Source organism: Rheinheimera maricola (assembly GCF_016918075.2).
In the GTDB taxonomy this organism is placed as follows: domain Bacteria; phylum Pseudomonadota; class Gammaproteobacteria; order Enterobacterales; family Alteromonadaceae; genus Alishewanella; species Alishewanella maricola_A.
Genome location: NZ_JAERPS020000003.1, coordinates 398,378 through 421,691, shown reverse-complemented (window position 1 = coordinate 421,691; position 23,314 = coordinate 398,378). Strand labels below are relative to the sequence as shown.

General features: G+C 47.8%; 21 protein-coding genes and 4 tRNA genes. 20 read left to right on the top strand and 5 right to left on the bottom strand.

Going from position 1 to position 23,314, the window contains the following annotated elements:
• The first annotated feature begins 254 nt into the window (after positions 1 to 254).
• The 7 genes from I4W93_RS10690 (at position 255) to purF (ending at position 8,742) form a co-directional block, all read left to right on the top strand.
• Positions 255 to 2,900, top strand: coding sequence for a FimV/HubP family polar landmark protein (locus tag I4W93_RS10690; protein ID WP_205310929.1), 2,646 nt, complete (start codon positions 255 to 257; stop codon positions 2,898 to 2,900).
• A gap of 65 nt (positions 2,901 to 2,965) precedes the next feature.
• Positions 2,966 to 3,751: a tRNA pseudouridine(38-40) synthase TruA gene (gene truA, locus I4W93_RS10685; RefSeq protein WP_205310930.1), complete on the top strand. Its 786-nt coding sequence runs from the start codon at positions 2,966 to 2,968 to the stop codon at positions 3,749 to 3,751.
• Between the two features lie 141 nt (positions 3,752 to 3,892).
• On the top strand, positions 3,893 to 4,768 hold the full coding sequence (gene accD / locus I4W93_RS10680) for an acetyl-CoA carboxylase, carboxyltransferase subunit beta (protein ID WP_205310931.1): 876 nt from the start codon (positions 3,893 to 3,895) through the stop codon (positions 4,766 to 4,768).
• A gap of 7 nt (positions 4,769 to 4,775) precedes the next feature.
• Positions 4,776 to 6,053: a bifunctional tetrahydrofolate synthase/dihydrofolate synthase gene (gene folC, locus I4W93_RS10675; RefSeq protein ID WP_205310932.1), complete on the top strand. Its 1,278-nt coding sequence runs from the start codon at positions 4,776 to 4,778 to the stop codon at positions 6,051 to 6,053.
• Positions 6,050 to 6,661, top strand: coding sequence for an SPOR domain-containing protein (locus tag I4W93_RS10670; protein WP_205310933.1), 612 nt, complete (start codon positions 6,050 to 6,052; stop codon positions 6,659 to 6,661). The genes folC and I4W93_RS10670 overlap by 4 nt, the downstream gene beginning before the upstream one ends.
• Positions 6,662 to 6,720: 59 nt before the next feature.
• Entirely contained in the window at positions 6,721 to 7,209 is a 489-nt protein-coding gene (locus tag I4W93_RS10665; protein WP_205310934.1) for a CvpA family protein, read from the top strand.
• Positions 7,210 to 7,230: 21 nt separating this feature from the next.
• Positions 7,231 to 8,742 (top strand): amidophosphoribosyltransferase, encoded by a 1,512-nt coding sequence (gene purF, locus I4W93_RS10660; RefSeq protein WP_205310935.1) that lies wholly within the window; start codon positions 7,231 to 7,233, stop codon positions 8,740 to 8,742.
• A gap of 64 nt (positions 8,743 to 8,806) precedes the next feature.
• Here the strand turns inward: purF and I4W93_RS10655 are convergent, their stop codons facing one another.
• Positions 8,807 to 9,406: a Yip1 family protein gene (locus I4W93_RS10655; RefSeq protein WP_205310936.1), complete on the bottom strand. Its 600-nt coding sequence runs from the start codon at positions 9,404 to 9,406 to the stop codon at positions 8,807 to 8,809.
• Between the two features lie 197 nt (positions 9,407 to 9,603).
• Between I4W93_RS10655 and miaE the strand changes: the two genes are divergently transcribed.
• A complete protein-coding gene (gene miaE, locus I4W93_RS10650; protein WP_205310937.1) occupies positions 9,604 to 10,368 on the top strand; it encodes a tRNA isopentenyl-2-thiomethyl-A-37 hydroxylase MiaE in 765 nt (254 codons plus the stop codon).
• Positions 10,369 to 10,397: 29 nt separating this feature from the next.
• On the opposite strand, the gene I4W93_RS10645 is transcribed toward miaE, so the two are convergent.
• Together I4W93_RS10645 and I4W93_RS10640 are read right to left on the bottom strand one after the other, a co-directional pair.
• Positions 10,398 to 11,171 (bottom strand): UDP-2,3-diacylglucosamine diphosphatase, encoded by a 774-nt coding sequence (locus I4W93_RS10645; RefSeq protein ID WP_306660284.1) that lies wholly within the window; start codon positions 11,169 to 11,171, stop codon positions 10,398 to 10,400.
• Between the two features lie 9 nt (positions 11,172 to 11,180).
• Positions 11,181 to 11,675: a peptidylprolyl isomerase gene (locus tag I4W93_RS10640; protein ID WP_205310938.1), complete on the bottom strand. Its 495-nt coding sequence runs from the start codon at positions 11,673 to 11,675 to the stop codon at positions 11,181 to 11,183.
• A gap of 156 nt (positions 11,676 to 11,831) precedes the next feature.
• Here I4W93_RS10640 and cysS point away from each other — a divergent pair, with 156 nt between their 5' ends.
• The 4 genes from cysS to I4W93_RS10620 all read left to right on the top strand — a co-directional run bounded on the left by cysS (position 11,832) and on the right by I4W93_RS10620 (position 15,330).
• A complete protein-coding gene (gene cysS, locus I4W93_RS10635; protein ID WP_205310939.1) occupies positions 11,832 to 13,211 on the top strand; it encodes a cysteine--tRNA ligase in 1,380 nt (459 codons plus the stop codon).
• A gap of 162 nt (positions 13,212 to 13,373) precedes the next feature.
• Entirely contained in the window at positions 13,374 to 14,171 is a 798-nt protein-coding gene (locus I4W93_RS10630; RefSeq protein ID WP_306660288.1) for a DUF6795 domain-containing protein, read from the top strand.
• Complete coding sequence (locus I4W93_RS10625) at positions 14,168 to 14,368, top strand: hypothetical protein (protein WP_205310941.1); 201 nt, start codon at positions 14,168 to 14,170, stop codon at positions 14,366 to 14,368. The genes I4W93_RS10630 and I4W93_RS10625 overlap by 4 nt, the downstream gene beginning before the upstream one ends.
• Positions 14,338 to 15,330 carry a lipase family protein gene (locus I4W93_RS10620; protein WP_205310942.1) on the top strand — a complete coding sequence of 331 codons (993 nt, stop codon included), beginning with the start codon at positions 14,338 to 14,340 and terminating at the stop codon, positions 15,328 to 15,330. Before I4W93_RS10625 ends, I4W93_RS10620 begins: the two co-directional genes overlap by 31 nt.
• A 284-nt stretch (positions 15,331 to 15,614) precedes the next feature.
• Here the strand turns inward: I4W93_RS10620 and I4W93_RS10615 are convergent, their stop codons facing one another.
• Together I4W93_RS10615 and folD are read right to left on the bottom strand one after the other, a co-directional pair.
• Complete coding sequence (locus I4W93_RS10615; RefSeq protein ID WP_205310943.1) at positions 15,615 to 16,670, bottom strand: alpha/beta hydrolase family protein; 1,056 nt, start codon at positions 16,668 to 16,670, stop codon at positions 15,615 to 15,617.
• A 206-nt stretch (positions 16,671 to 16,876) separates the two neighbouring features.
• Positions 16,877 to 17,737: a bifunctional methylenetetrahydrofolate dehydrogenase/methenyltetrahydrofolate cyclohydrolase FolD gene (gene folD / locus I4W93_RS10610; protein WP_205310944.1), complete on the bottom strand. Its 861-nt coding sequence runs from the start codon at positions 17,735 to 17,737 to the stop codon at positions 16,877 to 16,879.
• 189 nt (positions 17,738 to 17,926) lie between these two features.
• On the opposite strand from folD, the gene I4W93_RS10605 reads away from it, so the two are divergent.
• From I4W93_RS10605 to tig, 8 genes are all read left to right on the top strand, one after another.
• Positions 17,927 to 18,003 (top strand) — tRNA-Pro (locus I4W93_RS10605).
• Positions 18,004 to 18,071: 68 nt separating this feature from the next.
• A tRNA-Arg gene (locus I4W93_RS10600) sits at positions 18,072 to 18,148 on the top strand.
• Between the two features lie 25 nt (positions 18,149 to 18,173).
• A tRNA-His gene (locus tag I4W93_RS10595) sits at positions 18,174 to 18,249 on the top strand.
• Between the two features lie 22 nt (positions 18,250 to 18,271).
• Positions 18,272 to 18,348: transfer RNA gene (locus I4W93_RS10590), tRNA-Pro, on the top strand.
• 115 nt (positions 18,349 to 18,463) lie between these two features.
• Positions 18,464 to 19,111: a GNAT family N-acetyltransferase gene (locus I4W93_RS10585; protein WP_205310945.1), complete on the top strand. Its 648-nt coding sequence runs from the start codon at positions 18,464 to 18,466 to the stop codon at positions 19,109 to 19,111.
• Between the two features lie 211 nt (positions 19,112 to 19,322).
• Positions 19,323 to 20,444 (top strand): glutamate 5-kinase, encoded by a 1,122-nt coding sequence (gene proB / locus I4W93_RS10580; protein WP_205310946.1) that lies wholly within the window; start codon positions 19,323 to 19,325, stop codon positions 20,442 to 20,444.
• Entirely contained in the window at positions 20,441 to 21,694 is a 1,254-nt protein-coding gene (locus tag I4W93_RS10575; RefSeq protein WP_205310947.1) for a glutamate-5-semialdehyde dehydrogenase, read from the top strand. Before proB ends, I4W93_RS10575 begins: the two co-directional genes overlap by 4 nt.
• A 242-nt stretch (positions 21,695 to 21,936) precedes the next feature.
• Complete coding sequence (gene tig / locus I4W93_RS10570) at positions 21,937 to 23,247, top strand: trigger factor (protein ID WP_205310948.1); 1,311 nt, start codon at positions 21,937 to 21,939, stop codon at positions 23,245 to 23,247.
• Positions 23,248 to 23,314 lie beyond the last annotated feature (67 nt).

Genomic DNA, 23,314 nt, shown 5'->3' with positions numbered 1-23,314 from the left:
AAAATTGTCATCTCCTATCTTATCGCAGGGCTTGTTATAAGCCCTGTCGTATTTCTCCGCAGAAACTCCACAACGTTTTTTTAACACTGGTCAGAATCGTTGCAGTGCTTTATATTTTCAGCACTTAGTAACCATGTTTAATTTGCAGCAATGTTTGCCATTAGTTGGAACAATGCTTGCAGATGAATTAAAGATTGCAGCCTGTGCTGCCGATTTATGCTGTAACAGCGCCTGTTTTGGGGTAGGGGATTGTAATGCCTTGGTTATTTATTCTAGTGATTACCGTGTTTGTCAATTTTTCGGCGCCGTTGCTGGCGCAGGAAAACACAGTACAAATTCGTGGCCCGCGCAGCGCTGACACACCGCAAAAACTTGGGCCGCTCAGCCCTTCAGATACGCTGTGGCGAGTTGCTGAAAGGGTCAGACCAGACAGCAATATCAGCATGTATCAGGTTATGTATGCTTTCTATTTAAAAAACCCTGATGCGTTTTTAGACGATAATTTGAATCATTTGAAACCGGGCGCAACCTTGTTGGTGCCTTCAGCTCGGGAGATGCGTCAGGCTGATCTTACGCTCGCCAGGCAAAAATCAGAGCGTGATGACGAACTATGGGCACAACGCTCGTCAAGTAATGACACCAGTGGCAATGCCGGTTCGGCTACTTCCGTTGCTAAAGCCAGCAACACTAGTGGTTCCTGGCAATCTGAATTGAAAAATCGTGATGAGCGCCAGCGTCAGGAGCTTGATGCCATTCGCAGTCAGTTTGCCAATTCTATGCAGGTGGTTGATAGCATCGCAGATGAGAATTTACAGCTTAAAACCAGCCTGGCAAAGGTACAGCATGAACTGGAGTTGATCAAAGCAGCGCTGGCAGACGATAGCGAGATACAGCAGCAAATTGAGCAGCTGTTGTCGCAACAAGCAGAGCTGCTGCAAGCGAAGGCCGAGCAAGACGCTGCCGCTAAAGCCGCAGTAGAAGAAAGTATCGACTGGCAAAGCTTGTTTAAAAATCCACTAACTTGGGTGCTAGCAGCCTGCGTGCCGGCGCTGCTGATTTTACTAGGCGTTCTATTGTGGGTGAAATCGCGCAGCCGACGTACTGAAAAAGTCTTGCATGCAGCTAATGTCGAGCCCACTGTTGACCCAACCTATAAATCGCCACTGCCACCATTAGATGAAACGGATGAGCTGGACGAGAGCCTATTTGAAATAGATGATGCCCTGCTCGAGGATGCTTTCGCTGATGACGGTATGACGGCCTCATCCGGTGCGGTAGATGATGATTTGCTGGAATTTAATGATGATGAATTATCGTTTGAAGACGACAGCTTATTGCCGGCTACTGCAGCCGCCTCAGCTACTGAAGGGCAACTTGACGACGATTTTGCGTTTGATGCGGACAATATTCTGTCAGATGACGATTTATCAGCATTGCTGGCCGCCGAGGACGATGATGACGCCATTATTGAATTGGCCGATGATATTGATGATATTGACGGCGATAGTGATGCCCTGGCCATCGACGATGACGTACCTGCTGCCGAGGCAACGCCTGAAACTCCGAGCAATACGGATGATGATGCATTAAACGCTGATGAATGGACTGTAGATGATGACAGTATCGATGACAAGGGCGGTATCGATGACGAAGACGGTATTGAAGAATTTGACATTGACGATCTGATAGAAGAAGTATCGTTGGATAACTATGATGAACTTGACGCATTGACTGAGCAAGAACAGGAAATGCAGGCAGTACTGCAAGCAAAAGATAATAGTGTCGATAATGCTCAGGTAGTGCAGCAGCTTGAACCGGAAGAGTTACTTGCCGATATTGACCTGGCAGTAGAAGACGACAGTATTTCATTGAGCCTTGACGATGAGCCCTATTTGGAGTCAGAGCATAATTTTGATAGCTCAGAGCTGGATGAGTTTGCCGAAAGTTTGGTTGCAGAAAGTGAAGCTGAAACAACGCTGGAAGTGTCTGAGTTTGACCTTAGCAATGACGAGGAAAGTTTACTCAGTGCTGAACTCGCGGAATTGCTAGACCAGGTTGATGCGATTGAAGAAACTGAAGGTGTAACCGACGATGTCATAGCGGAAATTACGCCGGAAGATATTGGCCTTGAGCAAACTGAACAAGACTCGATGGCTCTAAACGAGCAGGACAACAGTGATGATATGTTGCTGGACACGGCAGATGATGATGACAAAACACTAATTAATTTAGACTTATCTGTATCCGATGATCCTTCTTTCAGTAAGCCAAGTGAAGCGGCGTTATCGGTAGAAAATCCAAGTAAAATTCTGGATCAATATCCAGAGCTTGAGTTACTCGACGACGAATTGCTGGCAGAGCAGGACTTCAGTATTGCGCAAGACGCTGTTGCAGCCGACGGTTTGGCAGACAGCGAGCTTGAGATCGAACTGGATCCGTTGCCAGACGCTCAGTTTGATTCATTGATGACTGAGCTTGAGGCTATGGCTGGCAATCTGGATTTTGCCGAAACTGATACGCAAATCGGATCTGATTTTGATCTGACAAACGACAGCAGCGATACCGAGCAGGTTGTCGCCGACGATTTTAATTTTAATGATGATGATTTTGTTGAGATTGATACGTTACTAGACAACGCCGATCAGCAACCAGATCAAGATAGATTTAACCATCTCAATGTTGATGTGGGCCTGGATGAATTTGCTGATATTATTGGCGAGCATGAACAGCGTGATGTCGATATCGAAGACAATGGCTATGCCGCCAAACTAGATTTAGTGCGGGCGTACATAGAAATTGATGATACCGAGACAGCAGAATTGCTGTTAAACGATATATTGGCTTCAGATGCACCGGATAACGTTAAGCTTGAAGCGGAGAAACTAAAGCATAGCGAATAAGCTTCTGCACTGCACATTAGCCGCGGTTACGCTATAATCGCTGCCGTTTATCATTAGGAGGCGGCATGCGCATTGCTCTGGGGATTGAATACGACGGCTCGGCTTTCTATGGTTGGCAGCGGCAGCGCGACGTAAATAGTGTGCAACAAGAGCTGGAAACGGCGCTTAGCAAAGTAGCAAACCAGCCAATTGAACTGTTTTGCGCTGGTCGCACTGATGCTGGTGTTCATGCTACTGGCCAAGTTGTACATTTTGACACAACAGCGCAGCGGGATGCCAAAGCTTGGGTTATGGGCACCAATGCTCAACTACCTGATGCTATTGCGGTTCGTTGGGCGACGCCTGTAGCTGATGATTTTCATGCCCGTTTTAGCGCTACTGCAAGGCGTTACCGATACATTATTTATAACCGAAAATACCGACCGGCTATTTTGCGCTCTGGACTGAGCCATTACCATCAAGCACTGGATATAGACCTTATGCAGCAGGCGGCGCCGTTGCTGCTTGGCGAGCAAGATTTTAGTTCATTTCGGGCAGTGCAATGCCAGTCTAAAACGCCGTTTCGCAATGTGCACCATTTAGACATTAAACGTTTGGGTGATTTCATTGTGCTGGATATTAAAGCCAATGCATTTTTACATCATATGGTGCGCAATATTACCGGTAGCTTGTTAGAGGTTGGCATGCAAAATCGGCCGCCAGAGTGGATTGGCGAATTGTTAGCGGCAAAAAACCGCAATCTCGCGGCGGCAACGGCAAAACCGGGTGGGTTATATTTGGTCGATGTCGATTACCCTGAACATTTCAATGTGCCAGGGACGGAAGCGGGACCTTTATTTTTACCGGTCTAACTGGCACTACTAAGACCAGTTTTCTATATTCTACGCTGTACGTTTTATGCTTTAATAGCGCCGGTTTACTGAATTTCGGCGTTTTTTAACGTTTTTTACGGCATGGCGAGTCAGCGGTGCCGTTAGCTATAGGACAATTTTATGAGTTGGTTAGAAAAGATCCTGCCCAGAACATCCTCTTCTTCCGCGCGTCGAAATATCCCGGAAGGTGTCTGGACCAAGTGTACCTCCTGCGAAGCCGTACTGTATAAGGCTGATCTGGACCGCAACCTGGGCGTATGCCCTAAGTGCGATCATCATATGCGGGTATCGGCCCGGGCGCGCTTAACCAGTTTTCTGGATACCAATACTACCAAAGAGCTGGCAGCCGAGCTTGAGCCACAAGACTTACTGAAGTTTAAAGATAGTAAGCGTTATAAAGACCGCATCAGCGCTGCGCAAAAAGCCACTAATGAAAAAGATGCTATGGTGGTAATGCACGGTAGCTTAAAAGGTATGCCTATTGTGGCGGCTGCTTTTGAGTTTGAGTTTATGGGCGGCTCTATGGCGTCTGTGGTAGGTGCCAAGTTTGTGGCTGGTGTTGAACATGCATTAAAACACAAGGTGCCCTTTGTGTGCTTTTCTGCCAGCGGCGGCGCGCGCATGCAAGAAGCGTTATTTTCGTTAATGCAGATGGCGAAAACCAGTGCGGCTTTAGCAAAAATGAGCGAAGCCGGTCTACCTTATATTTCAGTATTAACTGACCCGACCATGGGCGGCGTATCAGCAAGTTTAGCTATGCTTGGCGATGTGAATATCGGTGAGCCCAAAGCCTTGATTGGTTTTGCCGGCCCGCGTGTTATTGAACAAACGGTGCGGGAAAAGCTGCCGGAAGGGTTCCAACGCAGTGAGTTTCTGCTGGAACACGGCGCCATTGATATGATTGTTGACCGGCGCAAAATGCGCGATACAATTGCGCGATTAGTCGCTAAGTTTATGCAGCTGCCTGCTCCGGTATCGGAGCACGACGCCGCTTAAGGGTTTCATGTCTACTGCTTTACTAAATAGCCAATCGTGCCACAGCCTGGCCGATTGGCTTTGTTATATTGAGCAAAACCATCCGGTCCATCAAATTGAACTCGGTCTTGAGCGCGTACTTCAGGTCGCTCAGCGCGCCGACTTACAGCTTCTGCCCGGTAAAATCATTTTAATCGGCGGTACCAACGGCAAGGGCACTACCGCCTGTTGTTTAGAACAATTACTGCTGGCGCAGGGTTTTAGCGTTGGTGTATACAGTTCTCCGCATTTGTTAACGTTTAATGAGCGCTTAAGACTCAATGGCAAAGATGTCGCCGATGCTGATTGGGCCAGCGCTTTTGCTTTTATAGAACAGCTGCGTGGCGACACCGCACTGACGTACTTTGAGTTTACTACGCTGGTGGCGTTTCGTTTGTTGCAACAGCAGCAAGTGGATTTCTGTTTGATAGAAGTGGGTCTGGGCGGGCGGTTAGACGCTACTAATATAGTTACGCCTGATGTCAGTGTGATCACGACCGTTGACCTGGATCACCAGGACTGGCTGGGTAACGACCGGGAAACGATTGGTCGGGAAAAAGCCGGTATTTTTCGTCTTGGTGGCGCTACGGTGATTGGCGAGTTAAACCCTCCGCAATCTGTATTGCAGCATGGCGCAGCACTGCAGTGTAACACGATGTTGGTACAGCGTGATTTCCACTACTCCGAACGCGCAGATAGCTGGCAATGGCAAAGTAGCAGTGCGGTTTACAACGGCTTACCGTTACCGGCGATGCCGGTGCAAAATGCCGCTTGCGCACTGGCGGTGCTGCAACAGCTGGCCGTATTGCCAACGCCGGAGCAATTGCATGCGGTACTAACCCATCTGACATTGCCTGGTCGTATGCAATGGCTGCAGCAGCGGCCCGGCGTCATCGTTGACGTTGCGCACAATCCTCAATCTGCGGCCTATTTAGCCGCACAACTCCAGCGGCTTAAGCCGCGCTTTGCACGTATAGTTGCATTAACGGGTATGTTAAAAGATAAGGATATTCATCAAACTCTGTTACCCTTGACGCAGTTATTTGATCAATGGCATCTTGTCAGCTTAGGCGGTGCCAGAGGGGCTTCAGCTCAGCAACTGGCAGATAACTTAAGTGCAGCAACCGCCCAAGTGCATTTGCATGCTGATGTACAACAGGCTTATCTGCAGATCAGTGCAGAATTGCAGCCGGATGAGTTACTGGTCGTATTTGGTTCTTTTTTCACTGTGTCAGCCGTTTTGGCAGGCAGTCAGGAGGCAACGTGACACCCGCATTTAAACATCGTTTATTGGGCACCGCGATTCTGGTGACTGCAGGTATTATTTTCCTGCCAGATTTGCTTGATGGTGAAAAGCAGGTGGTAAAAGATGATTTTAAAGTGATCCCTAACCGGCCAGAATTTCAGGGCGTGCAGCAACAACAGGTGTTTGCGCAGCAACCTTTTGTCGACGCCGCGGCAGAGTCCACGACCGCGCCAGTTGATGAGCAGCCACTAGATGAACAGCCGTTAGCTGATACCGACCTGCGTGGTGAGCTGCCATCGCAAGAATTTACTCAGGTCACCGTTGAGCCTGTGGCGCAACCCGATGCTGCAGTCACTAACCCGGCTTTAGCTGAAGCGGGTTGGGTGGTAAGAGTAGGCAGCTTTAGCAAAGTGCAAAATGCCAACGCATTAGTCACCAAATTACGTCAGGCGGGTTTTGTCACGTTTACCCGTAATATCGTCAACTCCCAGGGCGTAAAACTGACCAGTGTGTTGGTGGGGCCGGAATTGCGTAAAGAAAAACTGGAGCAGCAACTGGCCAAACTGCAACAATTGACCGGCATAGAACGTTTATCGGTAATGAGTTATCAACCAACTGAAAATAATTAGCCAAGCAGCCATGCAGTTTGATAGAATGCGCGCCGTCATCAAGTAACCTTTGGTAGCAAATGGTCTGGGTTGATTTTGCCATAATGGCAATTATAGCGTTATCGGCGGTTATTAGTCTGATACGCGGCTTCGTTAAAGAAGCCATTTCGCTAGCTGTGTGGATCCTGGCATTTTTTATCGCCAGCCAATACTATCCGCACCTTGCAGGGTTATTCAGCTCAATGCAGGATGAAACTCTTCGCAACGCTACCGCCATCGCTATTCTATTTATCTGTAGCCTTATTCTTGGCGCATTAATCAATTTTATTATTGGCAAACTAGTGCAATCCACTGGTTTATCTGGCACAGACCGCTTTCTAGGTTTGGTATTTGGTGCATTGCGCGGTGTGCTAGTGGTCAGCGCCATATTATTTTTTATGGATGCATTTACGCCCGCTGCAGACGCCAGCTGGTGGCAAAGTTCAATCCTGATCCCCGAATTTGGTTTTATCATTGAATGGTTCTTCGAATATTTGCAGAGCCATTCCAGTTTTATGCAAAAGCCCTAACGCTGGCGAGGAAGAAAATCCATGTGTGGTATTGTTGGAATTGTGGGGAAATACCCGGTTAATCAGGCACTGTATGATGGTTTAACAGTGTTACAGCATCGCGGTCAGGATGCTGCCGGTATTGTTACCGTTGATCACAACACGCTGCGCTTACGCAAAGCCAATGGCTTGGTTAAAGACGTGTTTGAAGCACGGCATATGCAGCGGCTGGCAGGTAACATGGGCATTGGCCATGTGCGTTACCCGACTGCTGGTTCATCGAGTACGGCAGAAGCCCAACCATTTTACGTCAATAGTCCTTTTGGTATTTCATTGGCACACAATGGTAACCTGACTAATTCACATATTCTGAAAGATGAAATATTCCGCGTTGCTCGTCGCCACGTCAATACTACTTCAGATTCTGAGGTGTTACTTAACGTTTTGGCGCATGAGCTGCATAACAGCGGTGTTATGGAGTTGCAAGCAGAACATATCTTCCGCGCTGTCGCCAATGTACACCGTAAAGTCAAAGGTGGATATGCGGTAGTAGCGCTAATTATTGGCCACGGTTTACTAGCATTTCGTGACCCTAACGGCATTCGTCCGCTCGTTATGGGTAAGCGTGAAACCAAGCTTGGTACCGAGTATATGGTAGCGTCAGAGAGCGTGGCACTGGATGCTGATGGCTTCACAGTACTGCGTGATGTGTCTCCTGGCGAAGCTGTATACATTACCGAGCAGGGTGAATTACATAGCTTCCAGTGTGCAGAAAATCCAAGTTATACGCCGTGTATTTTTGAGTATGTTTATTTTGCCCGGCCAGATTCCACCATCGACAATATTTCGGTGTATGCCTCGCGCGTAGCGATGGGGACGGTACTGGGGCAAAAAATTAAGCGGGAATGGGCCCATTTAGATATTGATGTGGTTATACCTATTCCTGAAACTAGTAATGATGCTGCTTTGCAAATCGCCACGGTATTAGGGTTGCCTTATCGCCAGGGTTATGTAAAAAACCGTTATATCGGCCGTACTTTTATCATGCCAGGACAGGAAGCGCGGAAAAAGTCAGTTAAGCGTAAACTCAACGCGATTAAGCAGGAATTTAAAGATAAGAATGTACTGCTGGTCGATGATTCGATAGTGCGTGGTACGACGTCACAACAAATTATTGATATGGCTCGTGAAGCTGGCGCAAAGAAAGTGTACTTTGCTTCAGCGGCGCCGGAAATTCGTTTCCCAAATGTTTATGGCATCGATATGCCGTCAGCAAATGAGCTAATAGCCCATGGCCATGATGTGGACAGTATTTGCGATATTATTGGCGCTGATGGTTTGATTTTCCAGTCATTGCCAGATTTGATTGAAGCGGTGCGTACAGAGAATCCAGAAATTAAGCGCTTTGAAACCTCAGTATTCGATGGTAATTATGTTACCAACGATATTGATCAGGATTACCTGAACCGGTTAGACCAAATGCGTAGTGACGGGGCAAAAGAAAAATCTGGTGCGGCGATGGCAACCAATCTGGAAACCTATAACGAAGGCTAATTGTTGCAACAGCAATGAATAAAAAGGGAGCTAAAGCTCCCTTTTTTTGTCGGTTAAACTTGTGCTAATTAGTAAACGTCGGACCGAAACCAGAACTCCATAAAATGGCAGTAGCCGTCATAATGCAGACCAGTAAAATTAAGCCACAGGTAACTACCGAGCTGGCGTAAATAAAGCCACGCTCTTCCGGAATATGCATCAGTATCGGCACGCCGACATACAACAAATATACCGAGTAAGCCAAGCCCACCAGGCCTACCGTCATTACTACCCATAGCTCAGGATATAAACCGGCAAACCCGACCATAAACAATGGTGTTGAAGTGTAGGCAGCCAGTTCTAAGGTCTGGGTGTAGGTAGGTTCAGCACCAAAAGTATGTGCCATCCAATGTGCCAACAGAGCCAGCGCAAATACACCGCCAATTAAGGCAATATACATCGCGACCGACAACATCAGCGCACTGTCGTGGGTTAGCATAATGCGGTCACCCACGCCAATGCTCCAGCCTAAATGCACCGCAGAGTAATAGGCGCACACTGAGGGTATCAGTGCTACCAATAAAATATGGATCAGGCTGTAACGAAAGCTTTCATGTCTTGTATCTATCGTATGCCACTCTTCTTTCGGGTGTGCATACAGTCCCCATAAGTGATTCAATATCATAATTATTATCCTTGTCACTACGTCTATACTACCGGGTTACTTTGCGATAACCGTTACATCAGTTATGAACAATATTAAGCGCTTCGTCAAGCATCTTGCACGAAATTTGAACATGGCTTGTGCCAGATCAGCTTGTGCTGGTGCCGACAGCACAATCCGCTATAATAGTCGGCAGTTTTTGTTCAAGTAGTTATAACATGTTAAGCGCAGAGATCCGCCAGTTACTTCAACCCGTTCAGCAGTTTCTGCTGTGTGAAACGCCGGATAAATGGCTGGCGCAAGCTAGGTTGCCTGAAAGCTTACCGGTGTTATTACTAGACCATCTGATTTGTGAGTTGAAAGCAGCGCAGAGCGCCATGTATCTGATCCGTCGCTACGCTGTAAATGAACAAAGTGCAGACGCGTTGTTGCAATGGTTACAGCCCTATGAGGAATTCACTTACCGCGAGCAAGGCGATTGGCGAGCATTGGCCGGACTTAGCTTGAAAAAGTCGATGTTGCCAAAAGCGAGCAGTAAGTATGCACAAGATTTAATCGACAAAATGGTGTTGTTGATTAAAGAAGAACTGCACCATTTTTATCAAGTACTGGAAGTGATGGCTGAGCACGGTATCGCATATAAAAAAATAACCTCGAGCCGTTATGCCAAAGGGCTATTGCGCCATGTGCGTACATACGAGCCAGCGGCTATGGTTGATAAACTTATTTGTGGCGCTTTTATTGAGGCTCGCTCGTGCGAACGTTTTGCTAAACTGGCGCCACTTTTGCCAAAGCCAATTGGCGATTTTTATACTTCGTTACTGCGTTCAGAAGCCCGGCATTATCAGGATTATCTAGCGCTGGCGACAGATATAGCAAACGAAGATATCAGTGACCGTATTGCTTTCTTTGCCGCTGTTGAAGCAGAGTTAATTAGCACCGTGGATGCAGATTTTAAATTTCATAGCGGCATTCCGGCCTGATATACACGCGAACGTGATGCCTACCAATTCTATGCTTGAGCAAGGTCGGTAAAATGCAGCTGCCATTGGCTGGCGCTAACGCGCAAATAACTGCTTTGTGTATACCAGTCACCCAAGACATAACGCTCGCCTGGTTCACCGTTGATATCAACCCGGTGTACTGCTGGTCGGTGGGTATGACCATGGATCAGTTTCAACACGCCGGCTTCGGCCATTACCCTGGGTACCTCGCTTGGGGTAACATCCATAATCTGCGGTTGCTGTTGTCCTTGCTGCTGTTCAGCGTAGCGGGCTTTGTGGGCGGCACTTTTACGCCGGGCTTTGGCGGCTAATCTCTGACGATACGCAAGAGGGGTTTTTAACAACAGCCACTGCCACCAAGGCTGGTTCCACCATTTACGAAACTTTTGGTAGGCAATATCAAGCGTACAAAGACTGTCGCCGTGCATAATCAGCGTTGGCGTACCGTACAAGTCTACAACCTGTTGCTGCGGCAACAACTGCATACCTGCACGCTTGGCATAGCCCTGACGTAAAATAAAGTCACGATTACCATGAATAAAGTACACAGGTATGTGTTGCTTAAGCTCAGATAGCGCTGATGCCACCGTATCAAGCAATGGCTCAGGGTTATCATCACCAATCCATACTTCAAACAGGTCGCCCAGAATATACAGCGCGTCGGCCTTGATGGCTTGCTGGCGCAAGAAACGCAAAAAGGCTGCCGTTATATCGGGCCGATCTGCAGCTAAATGCAGATCGGCGATAAACAGCGTATGCGGTTCAGACATCAGCTCAGACATCAACAATGCTTAATCGTGTAGCTCAGCTTTTTCGATGATAACTGGTTTTACCGGCACGTCGCTGTGGCCTGCTTTATTTCCTGTGGCCACTTTTTTAATGGCATCGACTACGTCCATTCCTTCTACCACTTCACCAAATACACAGTAGCCCCAGCCTGAACCTGTTTCAGAACTGAAGTTTAAGAAGTCGTTATCGGCAATGTTTATAAAGAATTGGCATGTCGCTGAATGCGGCTCATTGGTGCGTGCCATCGCAATAGTACCTTTCTTATTGGCTACTTTATTGTTGGCTTCATTCTTTATCTTGCCCTTAGTCTCTTTTTGCTCCATTTCGCCGGTAAAACCACCGCCCTGGATCATAAAGCCATTAATCACCCGGTGAAAAATGGTGTTGTCATAAAAGCCGTCTTTTACATAGCTGATAAAATTTTCTACTGTAGCCGGTGCTTTGTCGGCAAACAGGTTTAATTTAATTACGCCGTAATTGGTGTGTAAGCTAATCATAATAGGGTGTCCTTAGTTCAAAGTGGCGCTATTCTACCGCACGCCGAGCAAATCATAAAGCAAGGATAGCCGCGTTAGGGTGCCGGTGATACACTAGCGCGCTGTTGCAGCCGCTGCACTGGTTTAGCGTATTTAGTCAAAGGATTCGGGGAAGACATGTTACATATTTATAATACCTTAAGCAGAAGAAAAGAACTTTTTACACCAATTGAATCCGGTAAAGCGGGGCTCTATGTCTGCGGTATTACCATTTATGATTACTGTCACATCGGCCACGCCCGCACTTATGTCGCCTTTGACATCATTAACCGCTATCTGCGTTTCTCCGGCTTTGACGTGACTTACGTGCGCAATATTACCGACGTAGACGACAAAATTATTAAGCGCGCCGCCGAAAACAACGAAAGCTGTGATGCGTTAACCGAACGCTTTACCCAAGCCATGCACGCCGATTTTACCGCGCTGGGTTTACTGCCGGCCGATATCGAGCCGCGCGTTACCACCCATATGGCTGAGATTATCGCCCTGATTGAAACCCTGGTGGCCAAAGGCTATGCCTATGTGGCGGCCGATGGCGATGTATTGTTTGATGTTAGCAAATATGAAGCCTACGGCGAGCTTAGTCAGCAAAACCTTGAAATGCTGCAATCTGGCTCGCGAGTAGAAGTGGCCGACAATAAAGACGATCCGCTGGATTTCGTGCTGTGGAAAAGCGCCAAACCTGGCGAGCCGTTCTGGCAATCGCCATGGGGCAATGGCCGCCCCGGCTGGCATATTGAATGCTCTGCCATGAGCGCCAAGCATTTAGGTGAGCATTTTGATATACACGGCGGCGGTTCAGATTTGCAGTTCCCGCACCACGAGAACGAAATTGCCCAGTCGACTTGTGCTCACGGCCACAAATACGTAAATACCTGGATCCACACCGGTATGGTGCAGGTAGATAAAGAGAAAATGTCTAAGTCTTTAGGCAATTTCTTTACCGTAAAAGACGTGCTGGCAGAATACAACGCCGAGGCCGTACGCTACTTTTTGTTATCCAGCCAATACCGCAGCCAGTTGAACTATTCGGCAGAGAACTTAACACAGGCCCATGCGGCGCTAGGCCGTTTATACACCGCGCTGCGTAATGTTACGCCAAGCCACAGCATTGATTTAAACAGCCCTTATATTGTGCGCTTTAAAGCGGCAATGGATGACGATTTCAACACCCCGGAAGCCTTACCGGTATTGTTTGAACTGGCACGTGAAGTAAACCGCTTTAAAGAAACCGAACCGGCCAAGGCTGCCGAGCTGGCCGGTTTGTTAAACCTGTTAGCCGGTGTGCTGGGTTTACTGCAGGGCGATGCTGAGCAGTTCTTACAATCAGGCGCGACAGATGATGATGTCGCCGAAATAGAAGCATTGATTGCCAAGCGTAATGAAGCCCGTGCTAACAAAGACTGGGCAGCAGCAGACGCCGCCCGCGATGCGTTAACGGCAAAAGGTATTATCGTAGAAGATAAAAACGGCGTAACCAGCTGGCGTAAAGGCTGATTAAGTTGCCCCGATAAAAAAACCGCCTGTTGGCGGTTTTTTTATGCATGAATTTTACATGGCAGCTTTGCAGAAATCTCAAATGTTGCTTTTAGGTTGATTGATTGTTTGCGAAAGATACAATGGTATAAAATTTTAAACAGAGGATGTTTTGTGTGGGACATGCAGCGCAGCACCTTAAAGTGCATTTTGGTAGGGTTATTTGTCCTGCTTATCAACAACTCTGCGGAGGCCGGTGTGTTTGGTTGGTTTAAACGAATTGATGTGCAGGTTTCGCCGGAAATTAAAGGTGCTATTGCCCTGGAGGGTAAGCCTCAAGCGGATATGGTTATAAAGCGTGGCACCTTCTTTGATGATAGCTGGAGCTGGGAGAGCACCCGCACCGATGCCGATGGTCACTTTTACTTCGCTGAGAAATTAGTTAAGGCACGCCCGGTATTGTACGAGCGCCAGGTAGCGTTACAGCTGCTTGCTGTGGATCACTCCAAAAAAGGCGATGAAGATCTGTTTTTTGAAATGGGCACATCACACAACCTGAAAAGCCCATCCAGCGATTTACTCGCCGCCGGCATGCACTGCGAACTTAGCGACGATTACACCACAAGCTATATGAAATATATTGAAAATCCCAGCGGAGTATGGCGCGGTTTTCACTCAAAATGCCGCTTTTTGCATGCAGACAAAGTAGTTGTCTCGCAAGCTGAGCTCGATGCAGTAGATCTTGAACAAAACTGGGAAGGTGTATATCGCTTGTTATCAAATATAGAGCGCAGCTCTGAGGTAATTAACACCGATAAATATGCTCGTGATGACATTCGAAGCTATGCAGAGAGTGGAATTTTGATCTTGCAACAAATTCACGAGCAAGAAACTTCCCCTGAAAAGCTTAACTCTATTCCAAGACTTAAACAGCAATTTCAGACCTACTTAGATTTACTCAACAAGGATGTGCAACAATGATTATTGATACGCTACCGCCAAAAATAGCCGCAGCTCTTGCTGCCGATGTGTATGACACTTTGGATATGCCCGCCGGAGCAGTCTTTACACCAAAAGATAAAGCATTAAGTAAACTTTTTGACTTTAGTAGTCAGGGGGGGCTATACATGGCCGCAGTGGCGGTTTCATGTTTCGTCGAGAGTCTGGGTTTGCTGTAGTGGGCAAAGGGAAAGTGGGGGGCCAATATAAAGACGCTGTTGCCATTGCTTTTCGTGGCACCCAAACCAGTTTTGACTGGCTAAGTAACAGCAACACCCGCACTGTAGCAATAGAAAACCAAACCCAGGCCCATAAAGGCTTTTATGATATTTTTAACAGTATGCGCCCGGCATTAGAGCAACAGCTAAACCCACTGCTGCGTGGTAATAGCCGTGCCATTGTGCATTGCTCCGGTCATAGCCTGGGGGCTGCACTGGCTCAGTTGGCGGCTATATGGATAAAGAAATTTTACGGCAACCGCGTAGCGCTTTATACCTTTGGCTCGCCCAGGGTTGGATTAAAAAGCTTTGCTATGCAGGCACCGGGCAGTATTGATGCCAGCTACCGCTGTATTCATGGTGATGATCCGGTGCCGTTGGCGCCGGTTTGGCCGTATTACCATGCACCATACAATGGGCAGGTGGTGCGCTTAACGTCCGATACCGGTATCCGTATCAGCTCACATGCCATGCGAGAAGCGTCTCACTGCTACCAAAATAGTGCCCGTGGTGAATGGGCTAACTTAATTGGGGCAGAGCGTCTGCCCAAACAAGTGTATCTGAAGTATGGCGAACAGCATAAAGTGACCTTTAGCGAATATTGGAAAAACCAAATTGAAGATGCGCTAACCACTATTTTACGGAAGTCAGGCGTAGCGTCTGCCGCTATTTTAGCAGTGCAGAATCTTGGGGGCGGCGTGCATACCTTTTACGACAATTTGGCGATGGAGCTGGAAAAAAGTGCCAAAGTTTTTCCCAATGACGAGCATGTAAAAGGCTTACTAGCGCATATGCTGGTGTTTGCCGGAAGGGGAGCGCACGTGGTTATTAAACTAACCGCCCGTTTTATCCGCTGGGTGTTTGAACAAGTGCTGGCTGTACTAAGTCGGGCAGTGCGCTACGCAGTCTCGGGGTTAAGCTAAAGACAGTGGTCGGGCTTGCCAAGCTTTCCCTGCGTCAATGGATAAAACCCTTGTTCTGGCCGCGTTAGCGGCCAGTGTTTTATTTATCAGCAAGATAGACTGCTGCATCTGTCATCATGATTGCGCTTGATTGTGAACCTGCGGCACGTCAACTTGAATTCTATACTCCTTTGGCGTAGTGTCCACTTATGCTGACAACCATTGAATTACCGCTTACGCCAAGAGTGCGAATAATTGGGGTCAGAAAAAATTAGAGCATAGAGTTGATCTCGGCAACAACCGAATTATACCCCCCAATTATCTGAGCGAATAAACTTAGACAATACCGCTTGATGTTGCTGTGCCCACAGGCTTATTGCCTGGCTGTCATCAGTGGTTATTTGCTCAATAAACGCACTGGATAACGCCTGGGTTGCAGCTTTAATTACCTGCTGCTGTGGCTGGGTATCTTTACCGCCACGCCAGCCAGAAAAAATATTGTGGCTGCCTGAGCTAAATACCGCTAGCACTTTGTAGCTGCTGGCCATGGCGTTGTACAACTCAAACCTGTCTTGTGGTGATGAATAATAGCCCGGCACCCGAATTTCATCTTCGGTGGTCGTAATATGCAACGTGGGAATGCTCACGTCAGCCAGCACTTTATCCAGCGGCTGATCGTTATAAAAAGGCGGGGCTGAAATTAAAATAGCCGCTTTGATGCGCTCATCTTTCAGGCTGACAGAGCTGCCGTTTTGCTCAACTTGTGCGCCGCTTAATAGCATGGCGGTATTGGCACCATAGGAGTGGCCGGCCATCACAATAGTTTGCTTATCAAACGTAGCGGCATGGTCTGACGCCAGGATTTGGTCTAAAGCAAACTTTACATCCTGCACTCTGGCTAACGCTTCGGTAGTATCTGCGGCATCCATCAAGCGAAAAGGTAACATTAGCTTGCTGCCGCGCCAAACTTTTCTGTCGCTGCCGTCATGTTGTACATGCAAGCTGGCATAGCCCTGGCTGGCCCAATATTGGCCGAGGTAAGCATAACGTTCTTTCGAACCACCTAAGCCATGAGAAAACACAACTAATGCTTTGGCTTTTTGCTGTCGCGCGGGTTTAAACAACAATGCCGGTACTACGCGGTCTCTGCTTTGGTCCAGCCAGTTAAAACGGATTTCTTCAATATTCAGCCACAAGCGTTCAGTAACTTCAGCTGAGTACTTTACCGAGGGTAAATTCAGTTGCTGTTGCCAGATAACATTATCCGGCGCCGGCTTTTGCGCGCATCCGCTTAACGCTATCAGCAAAGCAAGGATAACTGCTACGGCACCCGATGCTTTTATCCTGATATAAGCTGGCATAAAAAGTCCTCTTTGCTAAAACCAGCCACTTAATACGCGCAAAACGGCGTTAGGGTTTGGTTACTGTGCAATTCAAGCTGACAGTATGCGGATGTAAAGTAAAAACGAAAAGTAGTGATAGTGGTATGACGCCGGGTTATGACAAAAAGTAGCAGATTTAACGGGGCGAGGGCAGCGGCTAATGCAACTGCCGCTGCCAGTCAGGTTTAGTGCTTATCGTGATACAACTCGCAAGCTTCCAGCGTATTCTCAACTAAGCTGGCAACTGTCATCGGGCCTACGCCGCCCGGCACCGGGGTGATATAACGTGCGTGTTTTACTGCTGTGCCGTATTCCACATCACCCACCAGTTTGCCGCTATCCAGGCGGTTAATACCCACATCAATAACTAGCGCGCCCGGCTTTACCCAGTCACCCGGGATAAATTCCGGCCGGCCTACAGCAACAACCAGCAAGTCAGCGCGGCGTACCTGGGCTTCCAGGTTACGGGTAAATTTATGGCACACTGTAGTGGTGCAACCGGCCAGTAACAGCTCCAGCGCCATCGGCCGGCCAACGATGTTAGATGCCCCTACGACTACTGCGTCCATACCTTTTACATTAACACCGGTGCTTTGCAGCAGCGTCATAATACCTTTAGGTGTGCAGGAGCGCAGCGCTGGCATACGCTGGGCTAAGCGGCCGATATTATAGGGGTGAAAACCGTCGACATCTTTGTGCGGGTTAATGCGCTCTAAAATGGCAGAAGAGTCTAAGCCTGCCGGTAGGGGCAGCTGCACCAAAATGCCGTCAACGCTGTTGTCGTTGTTAAGCTTATCTATTAACTCAACCAACTGTTGTTCAGAGGTGTCGGAGGGCAAGTCGTAAGACACTGAATGAAAACCCACTTCCTCGCAGGCTTTACGCTTGCTGCCCACATATACCTGTGAGGCAGAGTCAGAGCCTACCAGCACAACGGCTAAGCCCGGTGCTCTTTTTCCTGCGACTACCCGGGCGCGAACCTGGGCAGCCACTTTATCTTTTGTTGCCTGAGCAACGGCTTTGCCATCAATAATTTGTGCTGTCATCTGCTTACGTCTCTGCCATGATTTTATTGCGGTATATTTTCGCACAGCTACCGTCTGAACGCCATCCTGCAGTAGTTACAGCACAATAGGTTCAAATAATAAGCAATCAGTTGGTTTGTGCAAAAAAAGGTTTGACGCTATAGCCCCTCAGCTGTAATATTCCGCCCCGTTGCAGCAGTGCAGCGAAGTCGGTGATTGGCGCAGCTTGGTAGCGCACTTGGTTTGGGTCCAAGGGGTCGCAGGTTCAAATCCTGCATCACCGACCAATTTAAAAATGGTAAGATATAAAGTATTCAGACCATTAGATTTATAGCTTGGTAGGGCTTTCGATAGTGCGCCCGTAGCTCAGCTGGATAGAGCAACGCCCTTCTAAGGCGTGGGTCATAGGTTCGAATCCTATCGGGCGCGCCATAACAAGCGCAAAACAGGTTCAGTGGTGGTTGTAGCTCAGTTGGTAGAGCCCCGGATTGTGATTCCGGTTGTCGTGGGTTCGAACCCCATCATCCACCCCATCTTTCCCAGAGTTTATATAGTCGGTGATTGGCGCAGCTTGGTAGCGCACTTGGTTTGGGTCCAAGGGGTCGCAGGTTCAAATCCTGCATCACCGACCATTCTCCCTTAAGTTAAATATACGCACTTGTTTTGGGTGCTCCTAATCCCACGGGTCGCAGGTTCAAATCCTGCATCACCGACCATTCTCCCTTAAGTTAAATATACGCACTTGTTTTGGGTACTCCTAATCCCACGGGTCGCAGGTTCAAATCCTGCATCACCGACCATTCTCCCTTAGTTTTAAAAAATCAAAATCCTGTTTCCATCGCCTTCAAGCTTGTTGTATGCTTTTTATCAGTTAATCCAGTGAGGATAGCGATTTTGGTTATAGCAGAAACCCCACGCTTGCGTATTCGCCATATGGTTGCAACAGACGCTGCTTTTATCTGTAAGTTGCTTAATGAACCTTCTTTTATCGAAAATATTGCTGATAAGGGGGTTCGCAACGAGCATGATGCGTTGCATTACATGGCTGAGGGGCCAATTAAAAGCTATCAGCAGCATGGATACGGTTTATTTTTGGTCGAAGACTGTAACAGCATTCAGCCAATGGGCTTGTGCGGCTTATTGTTTCGTGATTTCTTGCAGGAAACAGATATTGGTTTTGCATTTTTGCCGCAATACTGGGGGCAGGGGTTTGCCTATGAAGCTGCGTCGGCTGTTATGCATTTCGGGTATAAAAAGTTGGCCCTTAAGCGAATTGTCGGATTAACCAGTGCCGGCAACAGCACTTCAGTAAAGTTGTTAACGCGTCTTGGTATGCAGTTTGAAAAAATGGTCACCATGTGTCCTTCGCAGGAGAGCGTCCAGCTGTATTCCTGAAAGCAGATAAAAATGTAATTAAATTACATTTCCAGTCAGTTTTGTTGCCTGTGTCACGCCTTATGGTAGGTATTCATAATCTTTATAATATAAGTTAATCAACTGCTTGCTGAGTGTTTTGCTTCGCCTGTGGCCAGGAAAACTGTAACCCAAGTGGAACCAAGTTACAGTTTTTGCTATCATAGCCGCCGAAACAACCATTGGAGGAGTTATGATTAACCCATCCTGGCGTCGGATCGTGCTTAAAGTTGGCAGTGCTCTGATAGCGCCGGAAAACCAGGGGTGTAGCGAGCAGTATTTACGTCCCATCGCCGAATTTATCCGGCAATGCCGGTTACAGGGTCTTGAAGTTATCTTGGTTTCTTCAGGCAGCGTGGCCGCTGGCCGCCATCATTTTAATTTTCAGCATCAACGGGTGCCTCTCGCTTTAAAGCGGGCGATGGCAGCTGTTGGCCAGAATGAGTTGATGAATTTCTGGAGCCGCTGCTTTGACTTCCCTTGCGCGCAGGTACTACTGACGCATGGAGACTTAAGTGACCGTGTGCGTCACGTCAATATTAAGAATACCTTACGGCGTTTGCTAGACCACCAGGTGCTGCCTATCGTGAATGAAAACGACACCATAGCCACCAATGAGCTTAAAGTTGGCGATAACGATAATCTGGCGGCGATGGTAGCTACTGTAGCTAATGCGGATGCATTAATTATCTGCTCAGATGTTGATGGCTTGTACACCGCCGATCCGAATAAAGACCCGTTTGCCAGCTTGATCCCCGAGGTACGTAAGATTGACCAGCGTATTTATGATTTGGCTGGTGGTGCTTCGTCAAAAGTGGGTACCGGAGGTATGTATACCAAAATTGAAGCAGCAGAAAAAGCCGCGGCACACGGTATTGATACCGTTATTATCGACGGCCACAAGCCTGATGGCTTTCAGTGTATTTTGGCGGGTAAGAATCCCGGGACCATTTTTTATGGTCAGGCCGAACCGTTACCGGCTAAAAAACATTGGGTACGTCATACCTTACGTGCTAAAGGCGAAATTTGGGTGGATGACGGTTGTATAGAGGCATTAAGCCGTCATGGTGCGTCTTTACTGTGCAGTGGTATAGTGAGCATCAGCGGTGAGTTTGACTCGGGCGATGCCGTGTTGGTGCGCTGCTCGCAAGGCAAACGTAAAATTGCTAAAGGGGTGAGCCGCTTTAGTGCCAGTGAGCTGTTTTCGATTAAAGGTCAGCAAAGTCGCGATATTGCCGCCTGCCTTGGCTATTGTCCTGCCGGCAGCGATGCGGTTATTCATCGCAGTGAAATGATGTTACTGGAGAGAATATGACTACCGATGTTGCGGCTTCAATAGCCGCTAAAGCGTCACAGGCTGCCAAAGCTGTGGCGAACTTAACCACCGAACAAAAGAATTTTGTGTTGCAAAGTATGGCTAATCATATTCGTGCAGCCAGTCCGGCTATTTTGAACGCAAATAAAGACGAAGTGGCCACTGCCAGTGCCAATGGCACCAGCACTGCCATGCTGGATCGGTTGACGCTGAATAACGACCGTATAGAAGCTATGGCTAAAGCCATAGAGCAGATTATTTCCCTGCCCGACCCTGTTGGTGCGATGCGTCATATTGAGCAGCGGCCAAATGGCATTAACATCGAAAAGCGCCGTATAGCACTGGGCGTTATTTGTATGATTTACGAAGCACGGCCTAATGTTACTGCTGATGCCGGAGCTTTATGCTTTAAATCGGGCAATGCGGTTATTCTGCGTTGCGGCCGTGAAGCGATACAAACCAGCCTGTCGATAGCGGCTGCAATGCAACAAGCGCTGCGTGAGCATGATTTGCCGGATGAGGTGATCAGTATAGTGCCCGACCCTGACCGCGATTTAATGCTGGCGTTGTTAAAGCAAGATAAGTATATCGACCTGGTTATTCCACGCGGCGGCGAGGGCTTAATCCGCTTTGTTACCGAGCATAGCCGTATCCCGGTTATTCAGCATTATAAAGGCGTATGTCATTTATATGTTGATCAAAGCGCAGATTTAACCATGGCACTGGGCTTACTGCTTAACGGTAAAGTGCAGCGCCCGGGTGTGTGTAACGCGCTGGAAGGCTTGTTAGTTAATAAGCATGTCGCCTCCGATTTTCTGCCGCTGGTGGCCAATGCGTTGGCGCAGCACGATGTTATAGTGCATGCCTGCAACCAAAGTATCGGTTACTTTAACCAGGCACAGCCGATAGCCGATGATGAGTTTGGTCAGGAATATCTGGCGCCGGAAATTGCCATCAGAGTAGTTGACGATATGGACGCGGCCATCGCGCATATTGACCAGTTCGGCAGCCAGCACACAGAAGTCATTTGTACCGCTGACCAGGCCAATGCTGAGCGTTTTATCCGCCAGGTAGACTCCGCCGTGGTAATGCACAATGCCTCATCACGTTTTTCTGATGGTGGTGAATTGGGCTTAGGTGCTGAGATTGGTATTTCTACCAGTAAGTTGCATGCTTACGGCCCTATGGGACTGGAAGCGTTAACCACCGAAAAATATGTGGTAACCGGCAGCGGCCAAACCCGCAGTTAACTCGGCTTATCGCAAAATAAAATACAACGCAGTAACGCCAATATACTGGCTATACTGCGTTTTTTGTTGGCTTAGTAAAAGCCTTATTTGGCTACTTAGTTAAGGGCTCGACGCCAGACATTTACCCCGCTATAATGCCGCGTCCTATTTTATAACAGGTCTGGTTCAGTGCTGCGTTTTGATACCAGATCACACTAGTAAGGCGTCAATTACACGCCTGTTTTTGAATTTGAGGTAACAAGATGCAAGTTTCTGTGGAAACCACTCAGGGTTTAGAACGCCAATTAACTATCACTGTTGCGGCCGATAAAATTGATTCAGAAGTAAAAAACCGCTTACGTGATTTGGCCAAGCGTCAGCGTATCGACGGTTTCCGTCCGGGCAAAGCGCCGGTATCATTGATCCAGAAGCGTTATGGCCTGGCCGTATTGCAAGAAGTGGCTGGTGAGCAAATGCAGCGTCATTTTTATGATGCGATTATTGCCAACAAACTGACGCCAGCCGGTTCACCTACTTTTGCACCTGGCCAGTTGGAGCAGGGCAAAGATTTAGAATTTAAAGCCACTTTCGAAGTGTATCCAGAAGTAGAAGTTAAAAACCTGGATAAAGTTGAAGTAAATAAGCCAGTGGTTGAAATTGCTGATGCTGATTTAGATAAAATGCTGGAAACACTGCGCAAGCAACACGCGAAGTGGGAAGCGAAAAAAGGCAAAGCCGCTACTGGTGATCGCGTAATCATCGATTTTGTTGGCTCTATTGATGGTGAAGAATTTGAAGGCGGTAAAGCCACTAACTTCACGTTAGAGCTGGGCCAGGGCCGGATGATCCCAGGCTTTGAAGATGGCATCGTTGGCAAAAAGGCCGGTGAGCAGGTAACGGTAGACGTTACGTTCCCGGAAGAGTACCACGCTGAAAATTTAAAAGGTAAGGCTGCTAGCTTCGCCGTAACGGTTAACACGGTTGAGCACCAGGTTCTGCCAGAGCTAAATGATGAGTTTGCTACGTTATTCGGTTTAGAAACCGCTAGTGTCGATGCGCTGAAAACTGAGGTGCGTAAAAACATGGAACGTGAGTTAAACCAGAACATTAAAGCGAAAGTAAAAGAGCAAGTAATCAAAGGTTTACTGGCTAACAACGACGTTGACGTGCCACAAGCATTGATTAAAGGCGAAGTTGAAGTGTTACGTAAACAGGCACTGCAGCGTTTCGGCAACAACTTAGATCCTAAGCAGTTACCTGAGTTACCGGCGTCATTGTTTGAAGAACAGGCAAAAGATCGCGTTAAAGTAGGTTTGTTGCTGGGCGAAGTGATCAAAACTAATGAACTGAAAGTAGACGATAAAAAGGTTCAGGCGTTAATAGCATCTGTTGCTTCTGCTTATGAAGATCCAGAAGAAGTAGTGCAGTACTACAACAGCAATAAAGAGTTATTGCAGAGTATGCGTAATGTTGCTTTGGAAGAACAAGCTATCGAAGTAATTTTAGCCGGTGCTAAAGTCACTGAGCAAAAAGCGGCTTTTGACGAGATAATGAACCCGCAAGCTGCCAACTAACGTTGACTTATTTGGGCTTGACGGCTTTAATGGCTCGGACAACAGTTCGGGCCATTTTATTTTCTGC